The organism is Novipirellula herctigrandis (assembly GCA_007859835.1).
Taxonomy (GTDB): Bacteria; Planctomycetota; Planctomycetia; order Pirellulales; family Pirellulaceae; genus Novipirellula_A; species Novipirellula_A herctigrandis.
In genome coordinates, this window is sequence record SJPJ01000001.1 from 733,042 (window position 1) to 757,924 (window position 24,883).

Annotated in this window: 1 protein-coding gene (cut by a window edge); it reads right to left on the minus strand. The window is 55.2% G+C overall.

Features of this window, described 5'->3' with window-relative positions:
- Positions 1-24,883, minus strand: partial view of a VCBS domain-containing protein gene (locus CA13_RS02560; RefSeq protein WP_146394456.1) — the 3' portion only. It continues 3,242 nt past the right edge of the window; 24,883 of the gene's 28,125 nt are visible here — the last part of the coding sequence; its start codon lies off the right edge, out of view; the stop codon is at positions 1-3.

Consider the following 24,883-nt stretch of genomic DNA (forward strand, 5'->3'; position numbering starts at 1 on the left):
TTAATCCAAGAACGTATCAACACCACCGGTGGTTTTACTGTCGGAGGACCGATAGGCAGTCAACAGCGCGGACGGGTCAATCATTCGCCATGCAGGTAGACTGCCGAAAATGGTGGTGATGAGCACTCCACCACGCAGTGCCCAAAGCACATAGCCAACCGTCGCGATTCCGGCGGTCGCTCCGATGCCGCCGACATTTTCGACGCCGAAGAACAAGGAGTCTTCGGCAGCTTCCAAATTGTTGTTCCATTCCTGCCAAAGAATGGCATTGGAGATGTCCATGACCAGCATCCGATCAAGCATTTCGATCCCGCCGGATTGATTTTCCGTCAACGACATTTGCGAATATCCACCCCATGAGAAACTGCCCGCTCTCGCGTTAATTCCGTTCAATCCGCGGGCCACCGCTTGGCCGGAGCTACTTGATTCATCTCCAGAATCACTCACATCGGATTCGGCATTTTTCTTCTCGGCCGATTCTCGTTCGCTCTCTTCCGTAGTTGTCCCGGTCGAATTGCCAATCGGGCTTGGTGTGGATGGATCCGCGGTGTCAGTATCTCCTGAAGGGTCACTGTCGTCCGTTTGCTCGGAATCGCCATCGTCAGCACCATCATCTCCGCTGTCATCGGTGCTATCGTCGTCACTACTGTCGCTATCGCCGTCGTCATCACCGCTGTCGCTATCGGCTGTGTCCACCGCATTGACCGTGATCGTAACCGTGACCGTGTTGCTATCAAGTTCGCCGTCATTTGCGACATAGGTGAAGGTGTCGATGCCAAAGAATCCACCCGCCGGCGTATAGACAAAACTGCCGTCGGTAAGTGTAACGAGGACACCGTTCGAAGGTCCGGAGACCAAGGTCATCTGAAGCGTATCCATGTCGGTATCGATGTCATTTAGCAAAACACCTGGATTGACCGTCAACGTCTCACCGGCGAACATCGCGTAGGCATCATCCACTGCAACCGGTGCTTCGTTAACGTCGAGAATTTGGATGGTGAAGTCCACGAAACTTGTCGATCCATCAACCGAATCGGCTTGGACCGTGATCGTGTGGATCGATTGCGATTCGTAATCGAATGGACCGGCGACGGTGATTTCGCCAGTGACCGCGTCGATCGCGAACAGGCATCCCGCATCATCAAATAACGAATAGGTAACGGTATTGTTACTTCCGTCTGCGTCGATCGCATGTGCGGTGACGCCAACGTAGGTTCCGATGGCGGCATTTTCGTTGACTTGGTTCGCTGCGCCGTCGCTGTCCCACGGCAAGCTGATATCGAATTCGTCAATATCGTTGAGCGTGACCGTAAACGTCTCGTCGTAATACGCGCCCGACGTGTCGGTGACACGAACGGTGATGGCATGGCTTGTCGCTATTTCATAGTCCAATAGGCTCGAATCGGCAACGCGAATATCTCCTGATGCATCGATGGTAAATCGCCCATCGGGGTTCTGTATCGAGAAGGTGAGACTATCGCCTGAGTCAACATCGCTTCCGGTGACCGTGCCAACCAATTGACCGGCGGCAAGGTTTTCATCAATTACCATTCCAGTCGCATCGATGTCGTTCGGGTTGTCGTTGGATCCTTCGATGGTGATCGTGATCTGCGTTGTGGTTGCGACTCCGTTTTCGTCGACCATCGTATAGGTAAAAACGTCACTGAGCGTATCGGTTGCTGTCCGCAGGGCGTCGACGATTGGGTTGCCATTATCGACATTGTAGACGTAGCTGCCGTCACTGTTGATGGTGATCTCGCCATAGTTCCCCGTTACACTGCTTCCAACATTTCCCGACGCGGATCCCTGAACGCCAAGTGTTACGCCTGTGACCGCGTGAGTGTCACTTAAATCCGCATCGGTGTCGTTGGCCAGGACATTGCCGGTCGTCGGTGCTCCAAAGGTTCCGTTGGCGACCCCGCCTGCTTCGGTGGCCGTATCGGTATCCACCATAGCAACAGGCCCATCATTTGTTCCGGTAACGGTGATCACAACGTTGGCTTGACTGGTGGCGCCGTTGTTGTCTTCCACTTCGTAAGTAAATGTCACATCGCGATTTTCGCCCAGCGCGAGATCTTGGAAATCCGCACCGGGATCGAACGCATAGTCGCCGTTGCTCTGGACCGTGACATTGCCTTCGGATGTATTCGTCACGAGGGAGTACGAATGCGTGTCGCTTGTGTCTACGTCGGTTTCCGAAAGTGTCCCGTTGACGACCGCGCCATCTTCGGTCGCCGTATTGACCCCCGCCTGGGCGACCGGACCGTCGTTGGTGCCAGTCACGGTAATCACGATATTGGCTTGACTGGTCGCGCCGTTGTTGTCTTCCACTTCGTAAGTGAAGGTCACATCACGGGTTTCACCCAACGCAAGATCTTGGAAGTCCGCACCGGGATCGAATGCATAGTCGCCGTTGGACTGGACCGTGACACTGCCTTCGCTGGTGTTGGTGACCAACGAATAGGTGTGCGTGTCATTGGTATCGACATCGGCTTCGCTGAGTGTTCCATTGACCACGGCCCCGTCTTCAGTCGCCGTATCGGTGCCCGCTTGCGCGACGGGACCATCGTTGGTGCCGGCCACGGTGATCACCACGTTGGCCTGGCTGGTCACACCGTGGTTGTCCTCGACCTCGAACGTGAACGTTACGTCACGGGTTTCACCAAGAGCCAAATCTTGGAAGTCGGCACCGGGGTCAAACGAGTAGTCACCGTTGGACTGGACCGTGGCACTGCCTTCGGCGGTGTTGGTGATCAGCGAATAAGTGTGCGTATCACTGGTGTCCGCATCCGTTTCGCTGAGCGTGCCGTTGACAACCGCGCCATCTTCGGTCGCGGTATTGGTTCCCGCTTGTGCGACCGGACCGTCGTTGGTGCCGGTCACGGTGATCACGACGTTTGCTTGACTGGTGCCGCCGTTGTTGTCTTCGACTTCGTAGGTGAAAGTCACATCGCGAGTTTCACCCAACGCGAGATCTTGGAAGTCGGCACCGGGGTCGAATGTGTAATCACCGTTGGACTGAACGTTAGCACTGCCTTCGCTGGTGTTCGTCACTAGCGAATAGGTATGCGTATCGCTAGTATCGACATCGGTTTCACTCACGGTTCCGCTGACGATCGCCCCGTCTTCGGTCGCCGTGTTGGTGCCCGCTTGCGCGACGGGACCATCGTTGGTACCGGTCACGGTGATCACCACGTTGGCTTGGCTGGTCACCCCGTGGTTGTCCTCGACCTCGAACGTGAACGTCACGTCACGAGTTTCACCAAGAGCCAAATCTTGGAAGTCGGAACCGGGGTCGAACGCATAGTCGCCGTTGGACTGAACCGTCACGCTGCCTTCGGCGGTATCCGTGATTAGCGAATAGGTGTGCGTATCACTGGTGTCCGCATCCGTTTCGCTGAGCGTGCCGTTGACAACCGCGCCATCTTCGGTCGCGGTATTGACCCCTGCCTGGGCGACAGGACCGTCGTTGGTGCCGGTCACGGTGATCACGACGTTCGCTTGATTGGTGCCGCCGTTGTTGTCTTCGACTTCGTAGGTGAAAGTCACATCGCGAGTTTCACCGAGTGCGAGATCTTGAAAGTCGGCACCGGGGTCGAATGTGTAATCACCGTTGGATTGAACGTTAGCACTGCCTTCGCTGGTGTTCGTCACTAGCGAATAGGTATGCGTATCGCTAGTGTCGACATCGGTTTCACTCACGGTTCCGCTGACGATCGCCCCGTCTTCGGTCGCCGTGTTGGTGCCCGCTTGCGCGACGGGACCATCGTTGGTACCGGTCACGGTGATCACGACGTTGGCTTGACTGGTGGCGCCGTTGTTGTCTTCGACTTCGTAGGTAAATGTCACGTCGCGAGTCTCACCAAGTGCCAAATCTTGGAAGTCCGCGCCTGGGTCGAACGCATAGTCGCCGTTGGACTGAACCGTCACGCTGCCTTCGGCGGTATCCGTGATCAACGAATAGGTGTGCGTATCAATCGTGTCGATGTCGGTCTCCGAAAGCGTTCCGTTGACAATCGCACCATCTTCGGTCGCGGTATTGGTTCCTGCTTGCGCGACCGGACCGTCGTTGGTGCCGGTCACGGTAATCACGACATTGGCTTGGCTGGTCGCTCCGTGGTTGTCTTCGACTTCGTAGGTGAAAGTCACATCGCGAGTTTCGCCAAGGGCCAAGTCCTGGAAGTCCGCACCGGGATCAAACGAGTAGTCGCCGTTGGACTGAACTGTCGCGCTACCTTCGCTGGTATTGGTGACTAATGAATAAGTGTGCGTATCCGTTGTATCCGCATCGGTTTCACTGAGCGTCCCGTTGACGACCGCGCCATCTTCGGTGGCCGTGTTGGTTCCCGCTTGCGCGACCGGTCCGTCATTGGTCCCGGTGACGGTAATTACGACGTTGGCTTGACTGGTTCCTCCGTTGCCGTCGTCGACTTCGTAAGTAAATGTCACGTCGCGAGTCTCACCGAGAGCGAGATCTTGGAAGTCTGCGTCAGGATCAAACGCATAGTCGCCGTTCGACTGGACCGTGACGCTGCCTTCGGCAGTATCGGTCACCAGCGAATAGGTATGCGTGTCATTGGTATCGACATCGGTTTCGCTAAGCGTGCCGTTGACGACCGCGCCATCTTCGGTGGCGGTGTTGGTTCCCGATTGAGCGACCGGGCCATCGTTGGTTCCCGCGACAGTGATCGTAATCGTTTCCTGGCTTGTGGCTCCATTGTTGTCCTCGACTTCGAACACGAACGTCACATCACGAGTTTCGCCGACGGCCAAGTCTTGGAAGTCGCTGCCGGGATCGTAACTATAGGAACCGTCGAGGTTTACGGTGGCGGAGCCTTCACTGGTGTCTGTGATCAATGTGTAAGTGTGCGTGTCACTTGTGTCGAGATCCGTTTCGGTCAATTGTCCATTCACGACAACGCCATCTTCCGTAGCGGTGTTTGTGCCCGACTGAGCGATAGCACCATCGTTGGTGCCGTCGATGGTGATGGTGACTTCCTGCGTATCCGTCGCTCCCTGGGTATCCGTGGCCGTGATCGTATAGGTCAGCGTCAACGATTCGCCCACGGCGAGGTAGTCGAAAGCTTCGCCAGCCGAATGGAAATCCCAAGTCAGCGTATTAGTCAACTCGGCTGTGCCAACGACATTCGCCGTGGAGGACAACATTGACAACAAGGTCGCATTGTTTGGCTGTAGCCCCGTCGTGGTGCCACCGGCAACGACACTGCTGACGGTTGAAGTGACAGCATCCGAAAGATCAAGGTCTGTGACGGTTAGCGTTCCACTGGATATTAGCGTCGTATCCGTTTCCGTCAGCGTCTCGGCGATGCTGTCACCAACGTCCACGATGATATCCGGTGCGTCGTTGGTGCCGTCAATGGTGATGGTGACTTCTTGAGTGTCCGTCGCTCCCTGGTCGTCAGTGACCGTGATCGTATAGGTCAGAGTCAACGACTCGCCTACGGCAAGATAGTCAAACGCCTCAGCGGCGGAGTTAAAGTTCCAAGTCAATTGGTCAGTAATTTCGGCGCCGTCGAGAACATTCGTTGTCGATGTCAACATCGCCAGCAAGGCTGCATTATTCGATTGCAAGCCAGCGGTCGTGCCCGTGGCCACCACGCCATCGACCGAGGATGTGACGGGATCGTTAAGGTCAATATCGTTGACGGTCAGTGTCCCGGAACTTGTCAACGTCGTGTCGGTTTCCGTCAGCGATTCGGATTCCGAATCACCGGTTTCGATCGTGATTTCAGGAGCGTCGTTTTGCCCCTGAATGGTGACAGTGACCTGGGTCGTCGACGTTGCGTCAGACGCATCGATCGTTGTATAGGTGAAAACGTCGTCAAGCGTGTCACTGCTTGTTGCCAGAGCTTCAACGGCCGCGTTGCTATTGTCAACTGTGTACGAATAGTTTCCGTTGATGTCGATCGTGATCGAACCGTAAGTGCCAGTGATGGCGGTGCCGACGTTGCCTGACGCCGAGCCTTGAACTCCTACAGCAACACCATCCACAATCTTCCAGTCGCCTGCATCGACGTCGGTATCATTGGACAATACGTTTCCCGACGGATCCGTTCCGGCCGTACCATTGTCGACCCCGCCCGATTCAACAGCAATTGCGGTCTCGCCCACGGCTACCGGAGCATCGTTCGCCCCGTGCAACGTGATGGTGATTTGCGATGTACTGTCCAGCCCCAAACCATCATCAACCGTGTAGGAAAAAACTTCAGACAATGTCTCGGTTGCCGTACGTAACGATTGAACGGTCGAATTGCTATTGTCGACCGTATAGTCGTAAGTGCCGTCGGCGTTGATTGTGATCGATCCGTACAATCCAGCGACGGTGGCACCTACCGAACCGCTGGTCGTACCAACCACACCTTGAGCGACTCCGGTGATTGCCCATGTATCGCCTGCGTCGACTTGGTCATCATTCGTCAACACGTTTCCGGATGGATTTGTACCCGCAGTGCCATTGGCAATGCCGCCTGCTTCGTATGCATCGTCGTAATTGGCAATCGCCACGGGCGCATCATTGGCACCCTCGATTGTGATCGTGACCTGCGTCGTTGACTCGGCCCCCGCGGCGTCTTGGACGCTGTAGGTAAAGACATCGGTGAGTGTATCGCTACTGCTGAGCAAATCTTCAACCGCTGCGTTGTTGTTGTCGACGGTATACGTGTAACTACCATCGGACGCGATATTGATTGAACCGTACAAACCGCCAACACTGGCTCCGACGTTACCGGTGGCTGAACCTTGGGTCCCCGTTGCAACGCCACTGATTGCCATCGTATCACCCGCGTCGTCATCGGAATCATTCGCCAATACATTGCCAGTCGGATTCGTGCCTGCGGTTGCGTTGCCGATGCCGCCCGCTTCAACCGCCGTGGCATTGTCAGAAACCACATTGATATCATCATTGGCACCATGAATGGTAACGGTGATTTGTGTCGTTGACGTCAAGCCGTCGGTGTCTTGCATCGTATAGGTGAAAACGTCGTCAAGCGTTTGGCCGCTGGTTCTCAGATCCTGTACCGCTGCATTGGCGTTGTCAACGTTATAGGTGTAGCTACCATCGGAATTGATGGTGATTGATCCGTAGCTTCCCGTGACACCTGATGCTACCGAACCGCTAGCGAAAACTTGTACGCCCGCCGCAACGCCAGTGACCGACTTCGTGTCGCCGCCGTCAACATCCGTGTCATTGTCAAATACATTCCCTGTTGGATCCGTTCCACCGGTACCATCGAGTACTCCGCCGGATTCCTGTGCTGTTGCAACATCCACCACGGCGGTTGGTGTGTCGTTGGCACCCTCGATGGTGATTGTGACCTGGGCCGTCGATGCTGCACCGGCGGTATCTTCCATCGTGTAGGTAAAGGTTTCGGATATTGTGTCTGCACTAGTGCGTAACGCTTGGACCGTCGCATTGGTTTCGTCAATCGTATAGGAGTAGCTGCCATCGTTATTGACCACAATATTCCCATACAGCCCCGCGACCGATGCGCCCACGTTTCCGGATGCAGAACCGACCGTGCCAACGGCGACTCCCACTACGGTCTTCGTGTCCCCTGCGTCTACATCCGTGTCGTTAGAAAGCACGTTTCCGGTCGCAGTAGATCCGGTGGTCGCATTGTTGAGTCCGCCCGATTCCGTGGCGGTGCCACTGTCGTTGTTGCCGATCGGTGCATCGTCTTGCCCATCAACCGAGATGGTCAACTCGGTTGAGGATTGGTTGGTTAACGCATCTTCCATCGTATACGTAAAGATGTCAGTGACGTGATCGCCCGAAGTCAGCAAAGCTTCGACTGCCGCGTTGCTATTGTCCAATGTGTAGACATAGGAGCCATCGGAATTAATCACGACACTGCCGTAAAGCCCGACGACGGTGACGCCGACATCGCCCGATGCGGAACCGGTAGATCCTGCGGCGACGCCAATGATGAATTTGCCGTTATTGGAGGCGTCGTTGGTCAATACATTTCCTACCGGGTCGGAACCTGGGGTCGCGTTGGCCACTCCACCCGCTTCCTCGGCTGTGTCCATATCGGCTTCGGCGACGGGCAAGTCAGTACGCCCGTCGATGGTAATGACAATTTGCGTTGTCGATTCAAGCCCGTCGGTGTCCGCCACGGTGTAAGAGAATGTCTCGCTAAGCGTATCGCCTGCGTTTAGTAGCTCCACGGCCGCGTTGTCGTTATCGACCGTGAAAGTATACGTTCCGTCGGCGTTGATAACGATCTCACCATAGGTACCGATGACGGCACTGCCAACACTCCCCGAAGTGCTGCCTTGGACACCCACAGCGACACCGGTGACTGTTTTTGTATCGCCAGCGTCAACGTCGGTATCATTGGTCAGGACGTTCCCTGTTGGATCGGTGCCAGAGATATTGTTGTTCATCCCGCTTGCCTCAATCGCGGTTGCTGTATTCGCAACGGCTGTCGGTGCATCATTGGCACCCTGGATCGTCACCGTGACTTCCGCGGTCGAATCGGCGCCCGATGTGTCCTGAATCGTGTAGGTGAAGACTTCAGAAAGAGTATCGGATGACGTTCGCAGTGCTTGCACCGCAGCGTTGGAGTTGTCCACGGTGAACGTGTAAGAGCCATCGCTTGCGACGTTGATCGATCCGTAAGTCCCCGTAACTCCGCTACCAACATTGCCTGATGCACTCGCCTGCGATCCCGCAGCGACTCCCGTGACGCTTTTCGCATCACCTGAATCAACATCCGTATCATTGGTCAATACGTTGCCGGTTGGGTCACTGCCTGCGGTTCCGTTTCCGACACCGCCTGCTTCGACTGCTGTGATCGTGTCATCGACAGCGACCGGATCGTCGTTCGTTCCTTCGATTGTGACGGTAACCTGAGTGGTCGAAGCTTCGCCGTCTGCATCCACCATCGTGTAGGTGAACACGTCTTGAAGCGTATCGGACGCAGTTCGCAATGCTTCTACCGCTGCGTTGCTATTGTCGACGTTATAGACGTAAGATCCGTTCGAATTGATCGTGATCGAACCGTACGCTCCCACTACCGCCGATGCGACATTCCCCGTGGCTAATCCGACTGTACCAGCGACAACACCGGAAACCGCTTTCGTGTCGCCCGAGTCAACATCGGCATCGTTGGTCAAAACGTTGCCGGTTGGATCGGATCCGGGAGTGGTGTTGCCCAGTCCGCCGGCTTCGGTTGCAATGACGTTATCCGTGACAGCAACGGGAGCGTCGTTTTGGCCATCAATCGTGATCACGACTTGTGTGGTTGAACTGCTTCCGCCACTATCGGTCACCGTGTAAGAGAACGTGTCGGTAATGGTGTCGCCGCTGGTCCGCAACGCTTGCACGATCGCGTTGTTGTTGTCGACGTTGTAGACGTAACTGCCATCACTATTGATTGTCAGTGAGCCATAGGTTCCGGTGACGGCCGATGCGACATTGCCCGACGCCGACCCAACCGTGCCCGCAGCAATTCCGACGACCGTGAGCGTGTCGCCTGGGTCAACTTCGTTATCATTGGTAAGCACGTTTCCGGTCGGATTGACACCGCTTGTTGCGTTATTCACCCCACCGGCTTCGGTAGCTGCGTCGGCATCTGCGACAGCGACAACGGGATCGTTTACCGCAGAGACGGATATTGATGCGGTGGCATTCTCAGAAGAAAATTCGTGAATTCCGCCAACATTGGTGCTGGCGTCCACATTGCTTGGTGATCCAAATGAAGATCCTGAACTGATGGTTTGATCCCAGCCTTTAAAGTCAAAGGTTGCCGTTTCGCCATCGATACCGTCGGGCGAATAACGAACTTCGCTCGTCGATGTTAGCAGCAGGCCGCTGCTCTCCGAAACGGCTCCAAAGTCCGTCCAGTTCGTTCCGTCGGTTGAATACTGCCACGTGCCATTGCCGGTCGTGGATGTTACTGCCAAACCCGAAAGCGGTGAGGCATCGATGTCATTTCCCCCAGCACTCGCAAAAATCGCTGCGACACTACTGGCGACGGAATTGGTGTCTTCATTGGTACCCGCAAGATTGACGGTCGAGCCATCGGTCAATGTTGGTGCATCGTTGATCGGATTCACCGTCATCCGGAAGGTTGAATCCACCGTTTGGCCATAAGGATCGGTCGCTCGGATCGTGATATCCGAGAATCCATAGGCATCCGCTGCGTGCGTGAATGTATAGGTTTTGGCAGCGTTGTCGTACGAAGTTCCTGAAAACAACGCAGCGTTGGTGTTGCTGATGATCGAGTAAGTCAGTTCGCTATCCGCGTGTTCGCTGTCACCAAACGCGGCGGACAGGTCGATGACCGTTGGTACTGCATCTTCATCAACGGTCACATCGCCAATCGAACCGGTCGGATCAGTATTTAGAAAGACATCGACCGCGCCGGCGGGCGCATCATAGTGATCGTAAATCGTGAATCCAACGCCATCGTTGACAAGCGTGATTGTGTCCCAAGTCCCGGTGACACTGGTGGAAGTAAACAGATCGTCCAATAACCCACCAACGGCCATGCCGTTTAGATCAAGCACGAGTTCCGAGGTAGCGTCGAGTGTCATGGCACCGCCCACCGCGATCGTTTCATAGATGCTCGTCGAACTAGCCGCTAACGAAACAATACCGCTATTTTTCACTGTGAAATCATTGGTGATCGTGCCGCTACCCGTTGCCGTGCCCCCGTCAATAATCACATCGCCGTCGATCGTGATTGTCTGGCCGCTGAGGTCGAGTGTTCCTGCTTGAACGGTAATATTCTGACCAGATCCGTTGAGCACGAGGTCATCCGCCAGAAAAACGACCCCCGACCCCTTATTGATGGCGATTTGACCGTCGGTCAGGTCTTCGCCGGAGATCGTTTGGTCGCCGGTTCCGTTGAGAATGATCCCAAAATCTCCAACGACAACCACATCACTGCTGCTTATGTCGCCCGCGACAAGGATGTCGCCGCCGGTGCTGCTGCCCGCCATACTGAGGATATCCAAATCGCCACCGACAGTTAAATCACTGACCAGTGTGAAGGTCGCGCTGTTGGCAAACGTCACGTTACCGAGATTGGCTCCATCCGCGTCGATCACCAATCCAGAGTCCGCGAATGTCGTGGTCACAACTGTTGCGTCGAAGTTACCCGCGGTGTGTGTGAACGAACCGGTAAATGTCAAATTGTCCGTAACCGTTGCCGTACCACCCGATTTGTTGATTACCAAATTGCGGATGGTTCCGCTGCCGGTCGAATCGATGACGGATTGATTATTGCTTCCGCCAAGTTGGATCGTCGCCGTTCCGTTGTAGTCGGTATCGCGGCTTCGCAGGTCACCCAGCGCTCGGATCGTGCCGCCGTCGAGCGTGCCCACGTCTGACAGATAGGTCAGTCCAAGTACGTCCAGGGTTCCGTCGATCGTCTTGGTCCCCTCCGCGTTCACCATTAACGCGCCCACCGGGCCGATGTCGCTGTCGACGGTTCCCGCTGCGGTCCCTAAAAGCCGCAGGTCGAGCACGGTTGCGTCGACGGTACCGCTGGTCACCAACAAGTCGCGACTGATCATCAGCGTATCGGTCAACACCGCCGTCCCGCCAGTCTTGTTGATAATCAAACTTTCAATGCCCCCGACGCCACCGTCGGCGCTGTACGTCTGGGTCGTGTTGCCATCGAGAATGATATCCGACGTGCCGACCACTGAAATATCGGTGACCAACAGATCGCCGGCTAGCGTGATGTCGTCTCCGTTGATGCTATTGGCGTCGACAATCGTGAGATCACCATCAATATCCATCACGCCAGTAATCGTGAGTAATAGAGTCGAGGCAGCATCAAATTTGACATCATCAAAGTCGAGATTGACTGCGTTGATCACGCCCGAACTTCGGAACGTCACTTCATTGCCACCGAAATCGACATCGCCAGCTCCGCTGTGAGTGAAGTTGCCGTTGATGATCATGTCGCTAACAAGCGTCAGCGTCCCACCCGTGCTAATGTCGATCGAACCAATGTTATCCAAAGCGTTATACGTCTGATTACCCGCAGCATCAAAATGCCATGTCGAACCGGCAAACCCAGGATCCCCGGCCGTGCTAGTGAAGTCACCACCGATATAGACATCGCTACCGTCGACGTTCAGCGAACCCGCAGTGCGTGTCAGATCGCCATCAATATCCAAATCATTGCCGCTCGTCGTGAACGTACCGCCGGAAAGCACCACGGAATTGGTGATTTGAATCGAACGGGCCTGAGTCAATGTGCCGGTGTAGCCCGCATCCACGTGAATTTCGCTGATCGAACCCGCGAACGCGGCATCCACCGATGAATCTTTCACGCTAGTCGCATTGAACACCACGACATCATCTGCTTCGGGGACGAGATCGTGATCCCAGTTGTCCGCGTCCGACCAATCGTTGCTCGCACCGCCACCGTCCCATACGAACGTGCTTTGGCCCGACGTCACCGTGATTGCGACCGTTGTTGAATCCGTCAGGCTTCCGTCGTCGACCAAGACAGCCAAGGTTGCAGCGCCGTTGTAGCCGCCATCGGAGTCGTAGGCTAAACCATCGAGAGCCGCATCGATGTCCGCTACACTGCCGATGAACTGCAGCGTTCCATCACTACCATCGTTGTCAATCAGCGTCAAACCGGTGGTCTGAGCCAGCGTGATCGAGGCATGATTCGCAGTTACCGTAACGGTCAGATCGTCTCCGTCGACGTCCTTGGTGTCGATTACTCCCGCACCCGAGATATCAAAGGTTAACGAACCACTCTCGGCAACCGTTGCTGTCGCTGGGGCGGTGACTTCAGGGGCATCGTTAACCGCCGTGACGGTAACCCGAGCCGTTTTGACATCGCTACTGAATGCAGTGGTGCCGCCGGTCGTGAGCGCATTGACTTTGGTCCCTTCGGTCGACCCGTCAGTTTGATCCCAAGCGACGAAGGTGAGGTTGGCAATGTCGCCGTTTTTACCATCCGGCACATAGCGAATTAGATCAACGTCGCGCAGGACCAATGCAGAGCTACTGGTCACGGTTCCCATGTTGTTCCAGCTGGAACCGCTGTTGATCGAGTATTGCCAGGTCCCATTCCCGGCGGCGATCGATCGGATAGCAATGCCTTCAGGAACGGTTGGTCCATCTGGATCGTTCACTCCAAAACCAGTTGTACTGTCGATAATCGAGGCCACCGTTTGCCCGCCATTGTTGGTGTCGTCCTCGGTGATTGAAGTTAGCGTGTGCAGACCACCCGATGAATCCAGAATCGGTGCGTCATTCACAGCGGTGATATCGACACGCGTGCTGCCGGTGGCAATCAGTGGACCGCCGTTACCTTGGGAACCCGAATTGCTATCACTGAGTGACCAGTCGATTTGAACGGATTCGGGCGGGGCATCGCTATTGTTGGCGTAGGTGATCTGTTTGAAGATATTGTTGACATCCGCGGTGGTCGGCACTTCGACATTCGCGTCAGTAAACGTGAGGGTCAGTTCGCCCTCTGTTCCCATTGTGTCGAAGCTGGCGATGATCTGACCGTTTTTGATCAGGTTGCTTCCCGACAATGAAATTCCGTTCCCGTCAGCAAACGAGAAAACGTCTTCGTTGCTGAGGACGGTTTCTCGGCCGAGGGTCAAAACGGCTCCGGAATAGTTACCCGAACCACCGCCGGCGGCATCGAGTTCAGCGTCAGCGATAGTGATCCGTTCACCCAGCTGGACGGCCGGTCCGTCTTCGACATAATTCGCTACATTCTTGACCAGTTGAATGTTGTCGAAATACACATTGTGTGTGTAATGGGACGCAGAATCATGCAGCAAACGGATCGCAATTCGGTCGCCGAGTAAGGCGGTGTGCGACCCGTCGGTCGTGAACGTGATAGACCCCGATTCGGAGAAGTCGGTTTCGGTTACCGTTCCCGACACGCTCGATAAGATCGTTTCGGAGTTGTCACCCGCAATGGCCAGCAGCTGAACAATGTATTCGCCGACCAGCGCAGTGCCGCGAGCGACGTTGAAGAACAGTTTGTAGAGCGTGTCGGCTTCCAAAGGTTCGTTCAGACCGGTGGCGTCCGTCGTCGCTCCGATCGTCGAACCTTGGTAGACGCGAATGCCTTGATCGCCATACGGGGTCGTGAAAACCCCGGCATCCTCATCGACGTGTTGGACATAACTCGGGTGAGAGTCGCTAATCCACCCCGCTGGATCGTCGCCGTTCACTCCAGAAACATCGGGCGTCTCAAAACTATCCGTGAACAGGATGGTGGATGTGTTCGACAGCACGGGCGCATCGTTGACGGGATTAACCGTGATGGTTACCGTCGCGATCTCGGACTGCTCGCTGCCGTCGTCCGCTCGATAGGTAAAAGTATCCGTGCCATGGAAGTCACTGAGTCCCGTGTAGTTAAACGACCCGTCTGCGTTGAGTGTAAAGCTCGATGCTTGGCTGGGGCCTGCCACCAAAACCGCGGTGATTGGATCGTTTTGCGGATCAGTATCGTTGGCCAACACGCCCTGCGCCTCGGAAACGTTTAGCGTGGCATCTTCATCCACCACGTACATGTCGGTTGCGCCGTTTTGAATGGACACAAGCTCAGCTTGACTGAGTGCTTTATCGAAAATGGCGACTTCGTCAATGTTACCGTCAAAGTAGCGATCGTCATTCGGATTCGCACCAATCATAACCGTCTGCGTGGGGTCTTTGTCGACCGCTCCCCCGACGCTATGCGTTTGGCTACCAATCTCGACACCGTCGAGGAAAACCTTCATCTGGTCTGTGGACGCATCATACGTTGCTGCGGCGAAATACCATTGGTCCGTATTCAACGCACCAGACGAGGCGAGCAGCGTGTCAGTCGTGCCACCGGCCTTCACGCGAAAACGCAACACAGGGTCATCACCGTTAAGTGCGGTGCTTAGCATCCACCAATGATCTGCCTCTGCGCCGCCGCCGGTTGACAACGCCTTTGAAACGATACGTTGTTCGACCGTGTCAAAATCATCGATTTTGATCCAAGCTGACAATGTAAGTCCCGTTCCATCAACGTCGAAGGTGCCAAGGTTGATATTGTCATCGATGCCGTCGAAATCAGCGGCAGTGTTGTCACCGGTGGCTGGGGCGCCAGTGGATCCGAGGGTTGGCCCGTCGTAGGTTCCATCAAGGCCGTTCAGGCTAGAGTCCGTCGCCGTTGGGCCTGATGACTCGCCCAGACGCCAATAGCCTACGGGGTCTTGAGCCAGCACGCCGGTGCTGAAGTCGCCGGGATCATCGATTGCGACGGGCGCACTATCCACTCCAATGATCGTGATGAACGCGGTAGCATCGTCCGTTCCCCCGTTTCCGTCCGTCACTTGATAGGTGAAGGAATCCGTTGCGGTTTGCCCCGCAACCAGAGTGATGAAATTGCTACCGGGATCGTATACAAACGACCCATCCGCTTGCAGTGTCACGGTGGCTCCTGATGCCAAAGTGAAACTGCTGCCAATCGCGCCCGAGTTGCCTTCGATTTCGGTGACGGTTAACGAATCGCCATCCAAGTCGACGTCGTTGGCGAGCACGCCGTTGGCAGCCAAAACCGAGTAGGTTGCGTCTTCGGTAAGTGTGATTCCGCTCCAAGAGGGTGTCTGCGTTCCACCGGCTAGAACGCCATTGTTTCCAGCACTCGAATAGTCAACCACTGTCGAAGCGGGGCTGTCAAATTTGTAGTATCCGACCAACCCCGTTTCGTTACCCGCGAGCGTCGCCGTTAGATTGGCTTGGATCTCAGTTTGCGTGCGAGCTACGTTCCAGACTCGCACATCGTCGATGCCGCCCAAGAAGTATTGGTCGGTCGGACTGTTCATGCGGCCGCCGATCAGCAAATCGTTCTTGGTGGGATGTGAATCGCCAATGGTACCACTACCAGCATACGATTCGACCAGTTCACCATTAACGTACGAACTAACAGTTCCGTTGTCATACGAAACTGCGACATGAGTCCACTCGGTCGTCGAAATAACGACGCCGGTGTCATGCCACGCCCAACCCGGGTCGGTGTTGGTAAATGCCCACCAAAGATTCCCATTGTCGCCGACCGCAATCTCGTATTCGCCTTCTTTGTTTAGAATCAGTCGAGACAGCGCCGAACTGTCGGGTTTGATCCACGCTTCCATCGTCATCGTCGTCGTCATCACAAGACTAGCGGAGTCGGCAATGGTGATCACATCATCGCCATCGAACACAAAATGTCCGTTGTCGTCGGCGGCATACACAGGGCCTTCGATGGCGAACTGAGCAGCAAACTCCGATGTTTCGTTAGTTGTTTGGTTCGTCGCCGTTGCTGTCACGAAGTCAGTTGCCGAAACGAACACGTTTAAGTTGGCACTGAACGTCGCGTCGCCTGATCCATCGGTGGTAACGTCAACGGAACCGAGATACGTGCTGCCTTGCCCGTATCCATTTGTGTATTCAGCAGAATCGAAAAACTCCAACGTGAAGGTTGTGTTCGCTGTGCTGTTGAACGTGCCCGCGACCGTGATCAGGGATCCGTCACTAATCGCTGATGTAATCACGGGGAAGTTCTGCAAACTGTTACCGCCGGTATCCGCATCACCCGCGTCGTTAAGCGTGTAGTAGGGGGCCGTGCCTAAATTGACGTCTTCTCCGCTGCTTTGCAAGTCAATACCGATCTCGCCCAAGGCCGCGGCGCCTTGGCGTGAAAGAACGGTCCCGTTACCGTAAATCGAGTTCTGAGTGATATGGATTCCCGCAGCCCCGTCGTTCACCAAAACGCCTGCACCGTAGTTATTGGCGATGACATTTTGACTGATCGTAATGTCGGACGTTCCGCTTCGCAGGGCGATGGCATCGTATTGAATATGGGAACCACTGTTTGGTCCAATGCCGTTGTTCACAATCGTGTTGTTGGAAATCGTGACATCGGTGGTCCCACCGGATAGAATAATGGCTTGAGTGGAACTTCCTGTGATGTAGTTGCCATCGATGGTCGCGCCAGTTGTCGCGTTGATCGCGATCGCGTCACCATTGCTGTAATCGTTCCCGCTGTTGATGAATTGGTTACCAGTGATGTTCCAATTGTCCGAGCCGAGTCCAACCCATATGCCCGTCGCACGACTGTACGCCAACAGATTGTTTGAGAGTGTTCCGCTATCGCCGCCCGTGGATCTCACATGTTGGTTGTTTTGGAACACCGCACCAGGGTTGGCAAGCGAAGTTCCGGCGACCCCAAACACATTCGAATCGATGACGGTATTGAGAACATCGTTCTCGATGTTAACTGCTGCGGCACCCGCGTTGCTGAAGCCATAGACAGCGAAGCCTTGGAACGTCACGTCGTCAGCGTCAATGAACAGGCCACCCACCACGCTTGCGTTTCCGATGATGGCGATTTCGGGGCGATCCACAGCACTAATCGCTTGCGAACTGGTTCCCACGTTCGCAAGTACCGACAACGTTCCAGGATTCACATCACCGGCGAAAGTTGTCTGTGTGGTGCCGTCAAGAATGACGCTCTCAGTGATCGTCGGCAGAGCAGCGGTCAGCGAGATTTGCCAGTGGGCGTCCGTCCCTGCCGTACCCGTATAGCCCGCGTCGGAGTTGAGAATCGCGAACGAAATGGTGTCTTGTCCCAAGGTTCCGTTCGCAGCGGTGATCGCTTCTCGCAGTGAAACGAATCCGTCGCTCCCGCCACCAACGGCGTAGAGTTCTTCGATTGTGTAACTGGCACCTAAGCCGGTATCATCAACGTCGGAAGTCGTCGTGACAGTCAGTGCCGAGCCATCGACATCCTGCACCGTGATCGTGAACGTTTGCGAATCGGTATGGACGCCGTCACTGACTTGGACAATCACTTCGTAAACATTGTTGCCATCGCTATCGGCGGGGGCTTCGTAATCGGTAGGATTGACGAACGTCAGATTGCCACTTGCATCGATGTTGAAGTCCAGCGCGTCCAAACCACCAATGATCGAATAGGTAAACGTGTCGCCGGGCAAGTCGCCGTCGGATACAGTTAGCGAAGTGACTTCGCTGATCGATTCGTTTAATGAAATCGCTGCCGTCGCACTGCCACCGTCACTGGTGATCACGACGGGTTGGTCGTTGACCGGGTTGATCGTGAAATTGAAAGTGCCTGTTGAGGCCGTCCCGGAACCATCATCCACGCTGAAGTTGAAACTGTCGAGGAAAACCTCGGCACCCGCGTGATCGTAGGTTACCAGGCCCGTGTCGATATCATCTTGTGTGAACTCAGCATTGAGCGCCAGTGCTGTTCCGCTTAGCAACACCGTGCCGTTGCCTGCGAGTGACGTGACGGTGTAAACCAATTCGGCATCCGTGTTATCAACGTCGGTCGTTTCCAACATTGCTGTCGTGATAACGTTACCGGTGGAGTTCTCGGCGACGGTCGCACCCGAATTGGTAGCGAGAACCTGCTCATCGTTCGCAGTGGTCAGTTCAATGGTGCTCGTCTCGACGTTGCTGGCCGTGGTGCCGTCGGTCACTGACCAACTGACCGTGCGGTCGGTCACGTCGGGGGCATCCGACGTGTTTTCATAGGTGATCGACTGCAGTGCCGCTTCGTACTGGGCAACCGTTGCAGTGCCGGTCAGCGTGAGGGTGCCATTGGTCGAATTCCATGATCCGGTGATACCATTTTGGTCAGTGAAACTCAGCAAATCCTCGCTGCTGACGTGACCACCAGTGATCGTGGCCGTTGCGGATTCGAGGTGGGTGTCATCAACGTCCGACAAGGAAATCGTCGGCGAGATCGTCGTGGGGAAATCATTTTCGGTGTATTGGATTGGCCCTGCAACTGCGGGCGAACCGGAAGCCAATGAGGCAACGGCCCCTGCCGAAAGTGCGGAATCAAAGATCGCGATGTTGTCGATCGCACCTTGCAGTTGCTTGTCGTCCGTCCAGTTGGAACTGCCGATGTAGTTTTCGTCCCACACCGAGTAATCGGGCACGCCACCGACGTTCGTCGTTCCCGCCGAGACACCGTCAATGTAAACTTCCAACTGACCGCCCGCGTCAAGCGATACGGCGTAGTGATGCCACTGGCCACTGATCCCCTGCAACGCATTGGTCACGTTTATGTTTCCTAGCTCGGTTGAACCGTCATAGACGGTGACGTGCAGATCGTCCGACAGTCCGTTTCGTCCCATCCAGACGTTGCTGTCGGAAGCCCCGCCGCCGAAACTGAAAACGGTTTCCCAAAATCGATTTCCGCTGCCAGCGTCAAAACGCACATCGGCGGCGAACGAGAATTCACCAGATGTCGCGACGCCCGGAATCGAGCTGATGCTGACCGGAGGGGTCCAACTATCTCTGTCCCCAACCGGGAACAACAAGCCACCCGCACTGCCGGAAACTCCGTCCGAGCCACTGACGCTTGCTGGCGCATTGACCGTGATGTCTGGCGCTCCGCTAATACCCGAAGCAACTCCGCTTTCAAAGTCATAGCTCGCAACGGCATCCGAGACTCCGGTCGTCAGCACGGGAGCATCGTTGACATCGGTCACGCTAATCAACGCGGATTCCGTGTCGGAGCTAAATGCACTCGTTCCACCATTGGTCGACGAATTGACTTTTGTGCCTTCGGTGCCTGTGGATTGGTCCCAAGCGCGGAAACCTAGGTTTGCATTTGCACCGTGAGTTCCATTCGGATTAAAACGCAGCCAATCGGTGTCACGCAGTAGCAATGCTGAATTGCTCGACACCGTGCCTACGCCAAACCAATTCGAACCGCCATCGATCGAGTATTCCCAGGTCCCGTTGTCCGGATTGTTGTTCGTGATGGCAATTCCTTCGGGATCACCATCGGCATCTGTGATAATGTCCTGGCCAGAGGACGCCAATACCGAGGCGACCGTTTGTCCCGCATTGTCAACGGCGTCTTCGTCAATCGTATTGAAGTTGGTCCCATACGTGTTCACCATTTCTGGTGCGTCGTTGACCGCAGTGACATCAAAGCCGACGTCCTGGCTGATACTCAAACTGCCTGCGTCGGTAGCAGTAAAGGTCAGAGTTTCACTGCCGTTCCAGTCTGCAGTTGTTGTGATTGTTGCTACGCCGCTCGAGATGCTGACCTGGATATTGGTGTCCCCGGAAACGCTATAGACGAGCGCATTGTCAGCGGTCTCTGCATCTGCGAAGGCGGCATTCAGGTCGATCGTGTAGTCGGCAAAATCTTCGTCCAAGTTTTGGTCGACAATGGTGGATTCAATGGTCGGATTTTCATTGGTACTGCCAACGGTGATGTCAACGCGATCGAGATCCGTTTGAGCAGTATTGATGTGGGCCGCATCGATATTTTCCGATGATCCGAACAATGTATTGTTGAAATACAGGCTGGCAGTGTCAGTGACAGGGTCATACTCGACCAGGTCGCCGCCGTTAAAAGTTAGACCGCCAAGAGTAGCCGCAAGGTCCGTGGAGAGGACGATATGGCCGTTATCCAAAATATAGACGGCATCAATATTCTCTCCCGATTCAAACAAAGTCTCGCCATCGAAATAGAGGCTGGCCGTGTTAGCCACAGGGTCATACTCGACCAGGTCACCCTCCTGGAACGACAACCCGCCAAGGCTGGCCGACAGGGCAGTGGAGAGAACGAAGTGGCCGTTGTCCAAAACGTGGACGGCATCAATATCCTCTAACGATCCGAACCATGTTTGTCCGTCAAAATAGAGGCTGGCCGTGTCAGCCACAGGGTCATACTCGACCAGGTCGCCATCCTTAAAGGCCAGACCGCCTAGGGTGGCTGACGAGGTAGTAGAAAGAATGATGTGTCCGTTATCCAAAACGTGGACGGCATCAATGTTTTCACCCAAAGCAAATAAAGCGCCGTCGAAATCAAGAATTGCGCTATCATCAGCCGGGCTATATTGGATTAAATCATCCGCTGTAAACGCTAACCCGCCCAAAGTGGCGCTGGTTGCCGCTGACAGGCTGATGATTGGCTCTCCCGTATTGATCTGTATCGAGGCGGTACCATTGAAGTCGGTGTCAGGGTTTAAACTCAGACCATCCAGGGCCGTGTTGATAGCGGCGACCGTGCCGATGAAGACCATGGAGGGATCGTTCGTGCCATCTCCAGCAGTGAAAGTCAGGCCGGTGGTACCTGCCAGGGAGAGGCTGCCATTGGTGGCGGTCAGTATCACCTGGATCGGATTGGAGCCGGCATCCACATCGGAAACTGCGATCAGGTTGTCGTTACCGCCGGAAAAAACGATTGCAGTATTCACAGGTGTCGTTTGTGATTCAGGCACTGTATTGACCGGCGCATCATTGACTGAAACCGGCTGAATCCCGCCGGAAATTGTGTTGCTCGTTCCGCCGTCGCCATCGGTGACGTACTCTTCGATCGATCGAACCGACGTCGACGGACTATCCGAAGTATTTTCATACGTCAAGTTGTCCTGGACCGCGTTGACGACGTTCAGTGTGGCATTGCTATTGAACGTCACAACCAACGCAGTACTGCCTGTGACAGGACCGGTATAAGTTCCGATGACGGTCCCGCCGTAGGTTACGTCGGTGCCGCTGATTCCGACCTGGCCTGCACCAGTTCCCTGATTGCGGATGTCGAGTACGTCTTCGGCCAACGCGTTGGACGTCAGTTGCAGGTGAAGCTGCCCACCGTCGAAGTTCGTGTTGTCGGCGTCGGTGATCGAGCCTGCAGCACCAATCAGGTACGGGCCACTATTTTCGTTGTACGGAAGCGTCCCGCCGGGTGAACTAATCACGGGTGCCACATTCACATCACCGACCGTGATCGTCAGCACTTCGTTGTACGAATGGCCGAGCGAATCGGTCACTTCCACGGTCACGTTGTGCGACGTCGCAATTTCGTAATCCAACGAGGAAGCGACGGTCACTTCGCCGGTCGTATTGTCGATGGCAAAGTGGCCTGCAGCATCGTCCGTCAGATCGAATGTGTAGGTTGTGCCCGCGATTGGGTGCTCTACTAAGAGCGTTCCGACGGTTGTCCCAATGGTGGCGTCTTCGGACACAGTGAAGCCATTTGTTTGGTTGAACAGTTCCTGGACTTCACCTGCGGCCATCGCACCATTGGCGATCAGCAAGTTGTCAATGGCGCCATCGAAGTAGTCATCAGCGGACCAGTTAGAGCGTCCGATGAAATTGTTATCCCGAACTCCTACGATCGGAGCCACGCCAGTCTGAGTCGCGGCCTGCACACCGTTCACATACAGCACCATATTGCCGGCATCGTCAACGGTGGCCGCGAAGTGCATCCAGTTGCCGTTGGTGATGGCTCCAACGGCTATCGCTCGATGGGTGTAGACGCCATTCTGTTCGATCGTGAACGTCAGGTCGTCGGTGCCGAGATAGCGGCCAACGATGATATTTCCGATCCCACCACCGTTCGTTTGCCCGAAGTCGACGATTCGCTCCCAGTTACTTGTTGAATCGAACCGCACCGAACCCGCAATGGTCATCGCACCGCCGGTCGTGATGCCGGTGATGTCGCCATACTGATTGACGCCGTCAAGGTCGATTGCGTTGCCACCCGATTGTCCTGTGGTTGGAGTAGGCGTATTGAACAGCGTGATGTCCGCGTCATCGCCCGCATCATCACGTCCCAGGTCGGCAGGATCTGTAAAGCCGTAGTAGCCCAGGATATCGGCATCGCCTGTGGACGGCACGGCGTAGAGATCTCGCGGCTGATCATCGAGATCATCAACGGCAATCGCCATGACTTCATTGTACGTGTTGCCTGCTGCGTCAGCGACTTCGACGGTGACATCATGCGATGTTGCCGTTTCGTAATCCAGTAACGAACCATCGGCGACGGTGATTTCGCCGGTACTACTGTCGATCTCAAAGCGTCCGCCTGCATCATCGGTTAGCGTGAAAATGAAGTCGGATAGAACTTCACTGGCATCCCATTCGATCACGTAGGCGAATGGTCCGTCTGATCCATAATCCAACCAATCTCCATCGGCTTGGATGCGGGCGTAATCCTCTCCCGCGTTGTTCGACTGGCTAAAGGTTGGTGCGTAGAATCCGGGGGCAGCGGAACCGGCGTCTCCCCCGGTCCAGAATTGGTCGTTTGATTCAACGTTCCCGTCCAGCCAATTCCAGTTACCGTCATTGTTCGTGTCGAACGTACCTAGCCAAATCTCATTGCCGGTTTCGATGACCTTTTGTTGGAACAGCTGATTCTCATAGTCCGAGTTGACGGTCAACAGTTGCCCAGAGACGCCGTTCAAATCCGCTCCCAATGCCCCAGCCAGTGCGGTATTGAAGTCGGTCGTCGAATTGACATGTCGATAGAACTTGCCCGTCCCCGCGTCATACGAAAGCGTCGGGTCGCTATTCGCGATCGAATCAGGATCGGTCGGCAAAACGTAACCAACCGTTGTTCCGTCAGCGGAGTTCTCACTAACGTGCAAATCATCGAACGGCGTGCTTGCGACAAAGCCTGCGCCAACCGCGTGTCCAACGCTTAGGTTGTTACCGCTGACGACATCGACGACTTCACTCGAACCGTTGAAGCCGTCCATTTGCCAATTGGCGACCAGACCGGATGGCAGGCTTCCGCTGTCGAACTTGGCTTGAAAGTTGAAGGAGACTTCTGCTGCGCTGCGAACTTCGTTCCAGACTCGGACGTCGTAGATGGTGCCGGTGAACACGGTGTTGGTGTATAAATCTCCTGCATCATCAGCATCTTGGCCAACGACCAACTGTGTCGCAGTACCGTTGTATAGCACATGTCCAGTTCCAACCCCCGTAATCGATTCTGCGTATTCTCCGTCCACATAGAAATGGACGTCACCGTTGGTGTTGTCCCACGAGACGGCTACGTGATGCTGTCCACCGTCCATTAATTGCGAATAGGTTCCCGAGGTCGTTTGTGGGGCACCATCCGCAACCACAATTTGCAGAGAACCATCGGGATAGATCGCGACCCCCAATTCGGTGGAAATTCCTCCCTCTTGATAATCAATGATTGGAATGTACCCGCTAGGAACCGAATCGATTTGGAAAGTTGTTTCCAGTGTCAATTGGGTCAATCCACCAAGCACGGGACGGCCATCGGTAAGATACAGGTAGCTGTCGTTGCCACCATCGGTGTTCAGTTCGATACCGCTGGACAGATCGGTCGGCGCGTTGTCCGTTTCGACCAGGTCGTTCAACGAGACGGTAAAGGCTTCGTCGTAGGTATTCGAGTCGACGTCCGTCACGCGAACGGTCAAGGAATGGTTCGCGTTGGTTTCGTAATCCAGCAACGATCCATCGGCAACGGTAATCGTGCCCGTGCTGGCGTCGATCGCAAAGGCAGCGGCGACGGTTTGCGATTCGATGGCGTAGGTGAGAGCGTCGGTGACGGTGAGAACATCGTCGGCGTCCCATTCGATCACTGACGCGAAGCTGTCTGTGCTGCGTACGTCGTACCACACTTCGTCCGTTGCCATGTAGGCGTAGTCCTCATCGGCGTAGTACCCGTTCGCTTCGCCCGCGGACCAATTTTCGTAGGCGTGGTTAGGATTGAAGCCATTCTCATCACCGCTCCATAGTAGGGCGGCATCACTACCGTTGTTTCGCCACCACCATTCACCTTCAACCGTTTCGTCGGTGGCTCCAATCCAAACACCAATGGCTCCGGCGATGTCTGCCACATTTCTGACGAGCTGGTTTTCATGGTCGGAATCGATCGTCGCCAGCTGACCGGAAACTCCCGACAAAAGTGTGGACATGGCTGATGATTCCGCCGATGCCCAGGTTTGTGAGTTCAAATTCGCCTTGTAGAACTTGCCGGTTTCGGCGCTGTAAGTGAGATTGGGGTCGGCAGCCAGCAACGCCACGATCTTTGCTTCGCGCTCAGCGTCAATGCCTGTAACGCTGCCGACAACGGTTCCGGTGATCGCATTCTCGTCGACCGCG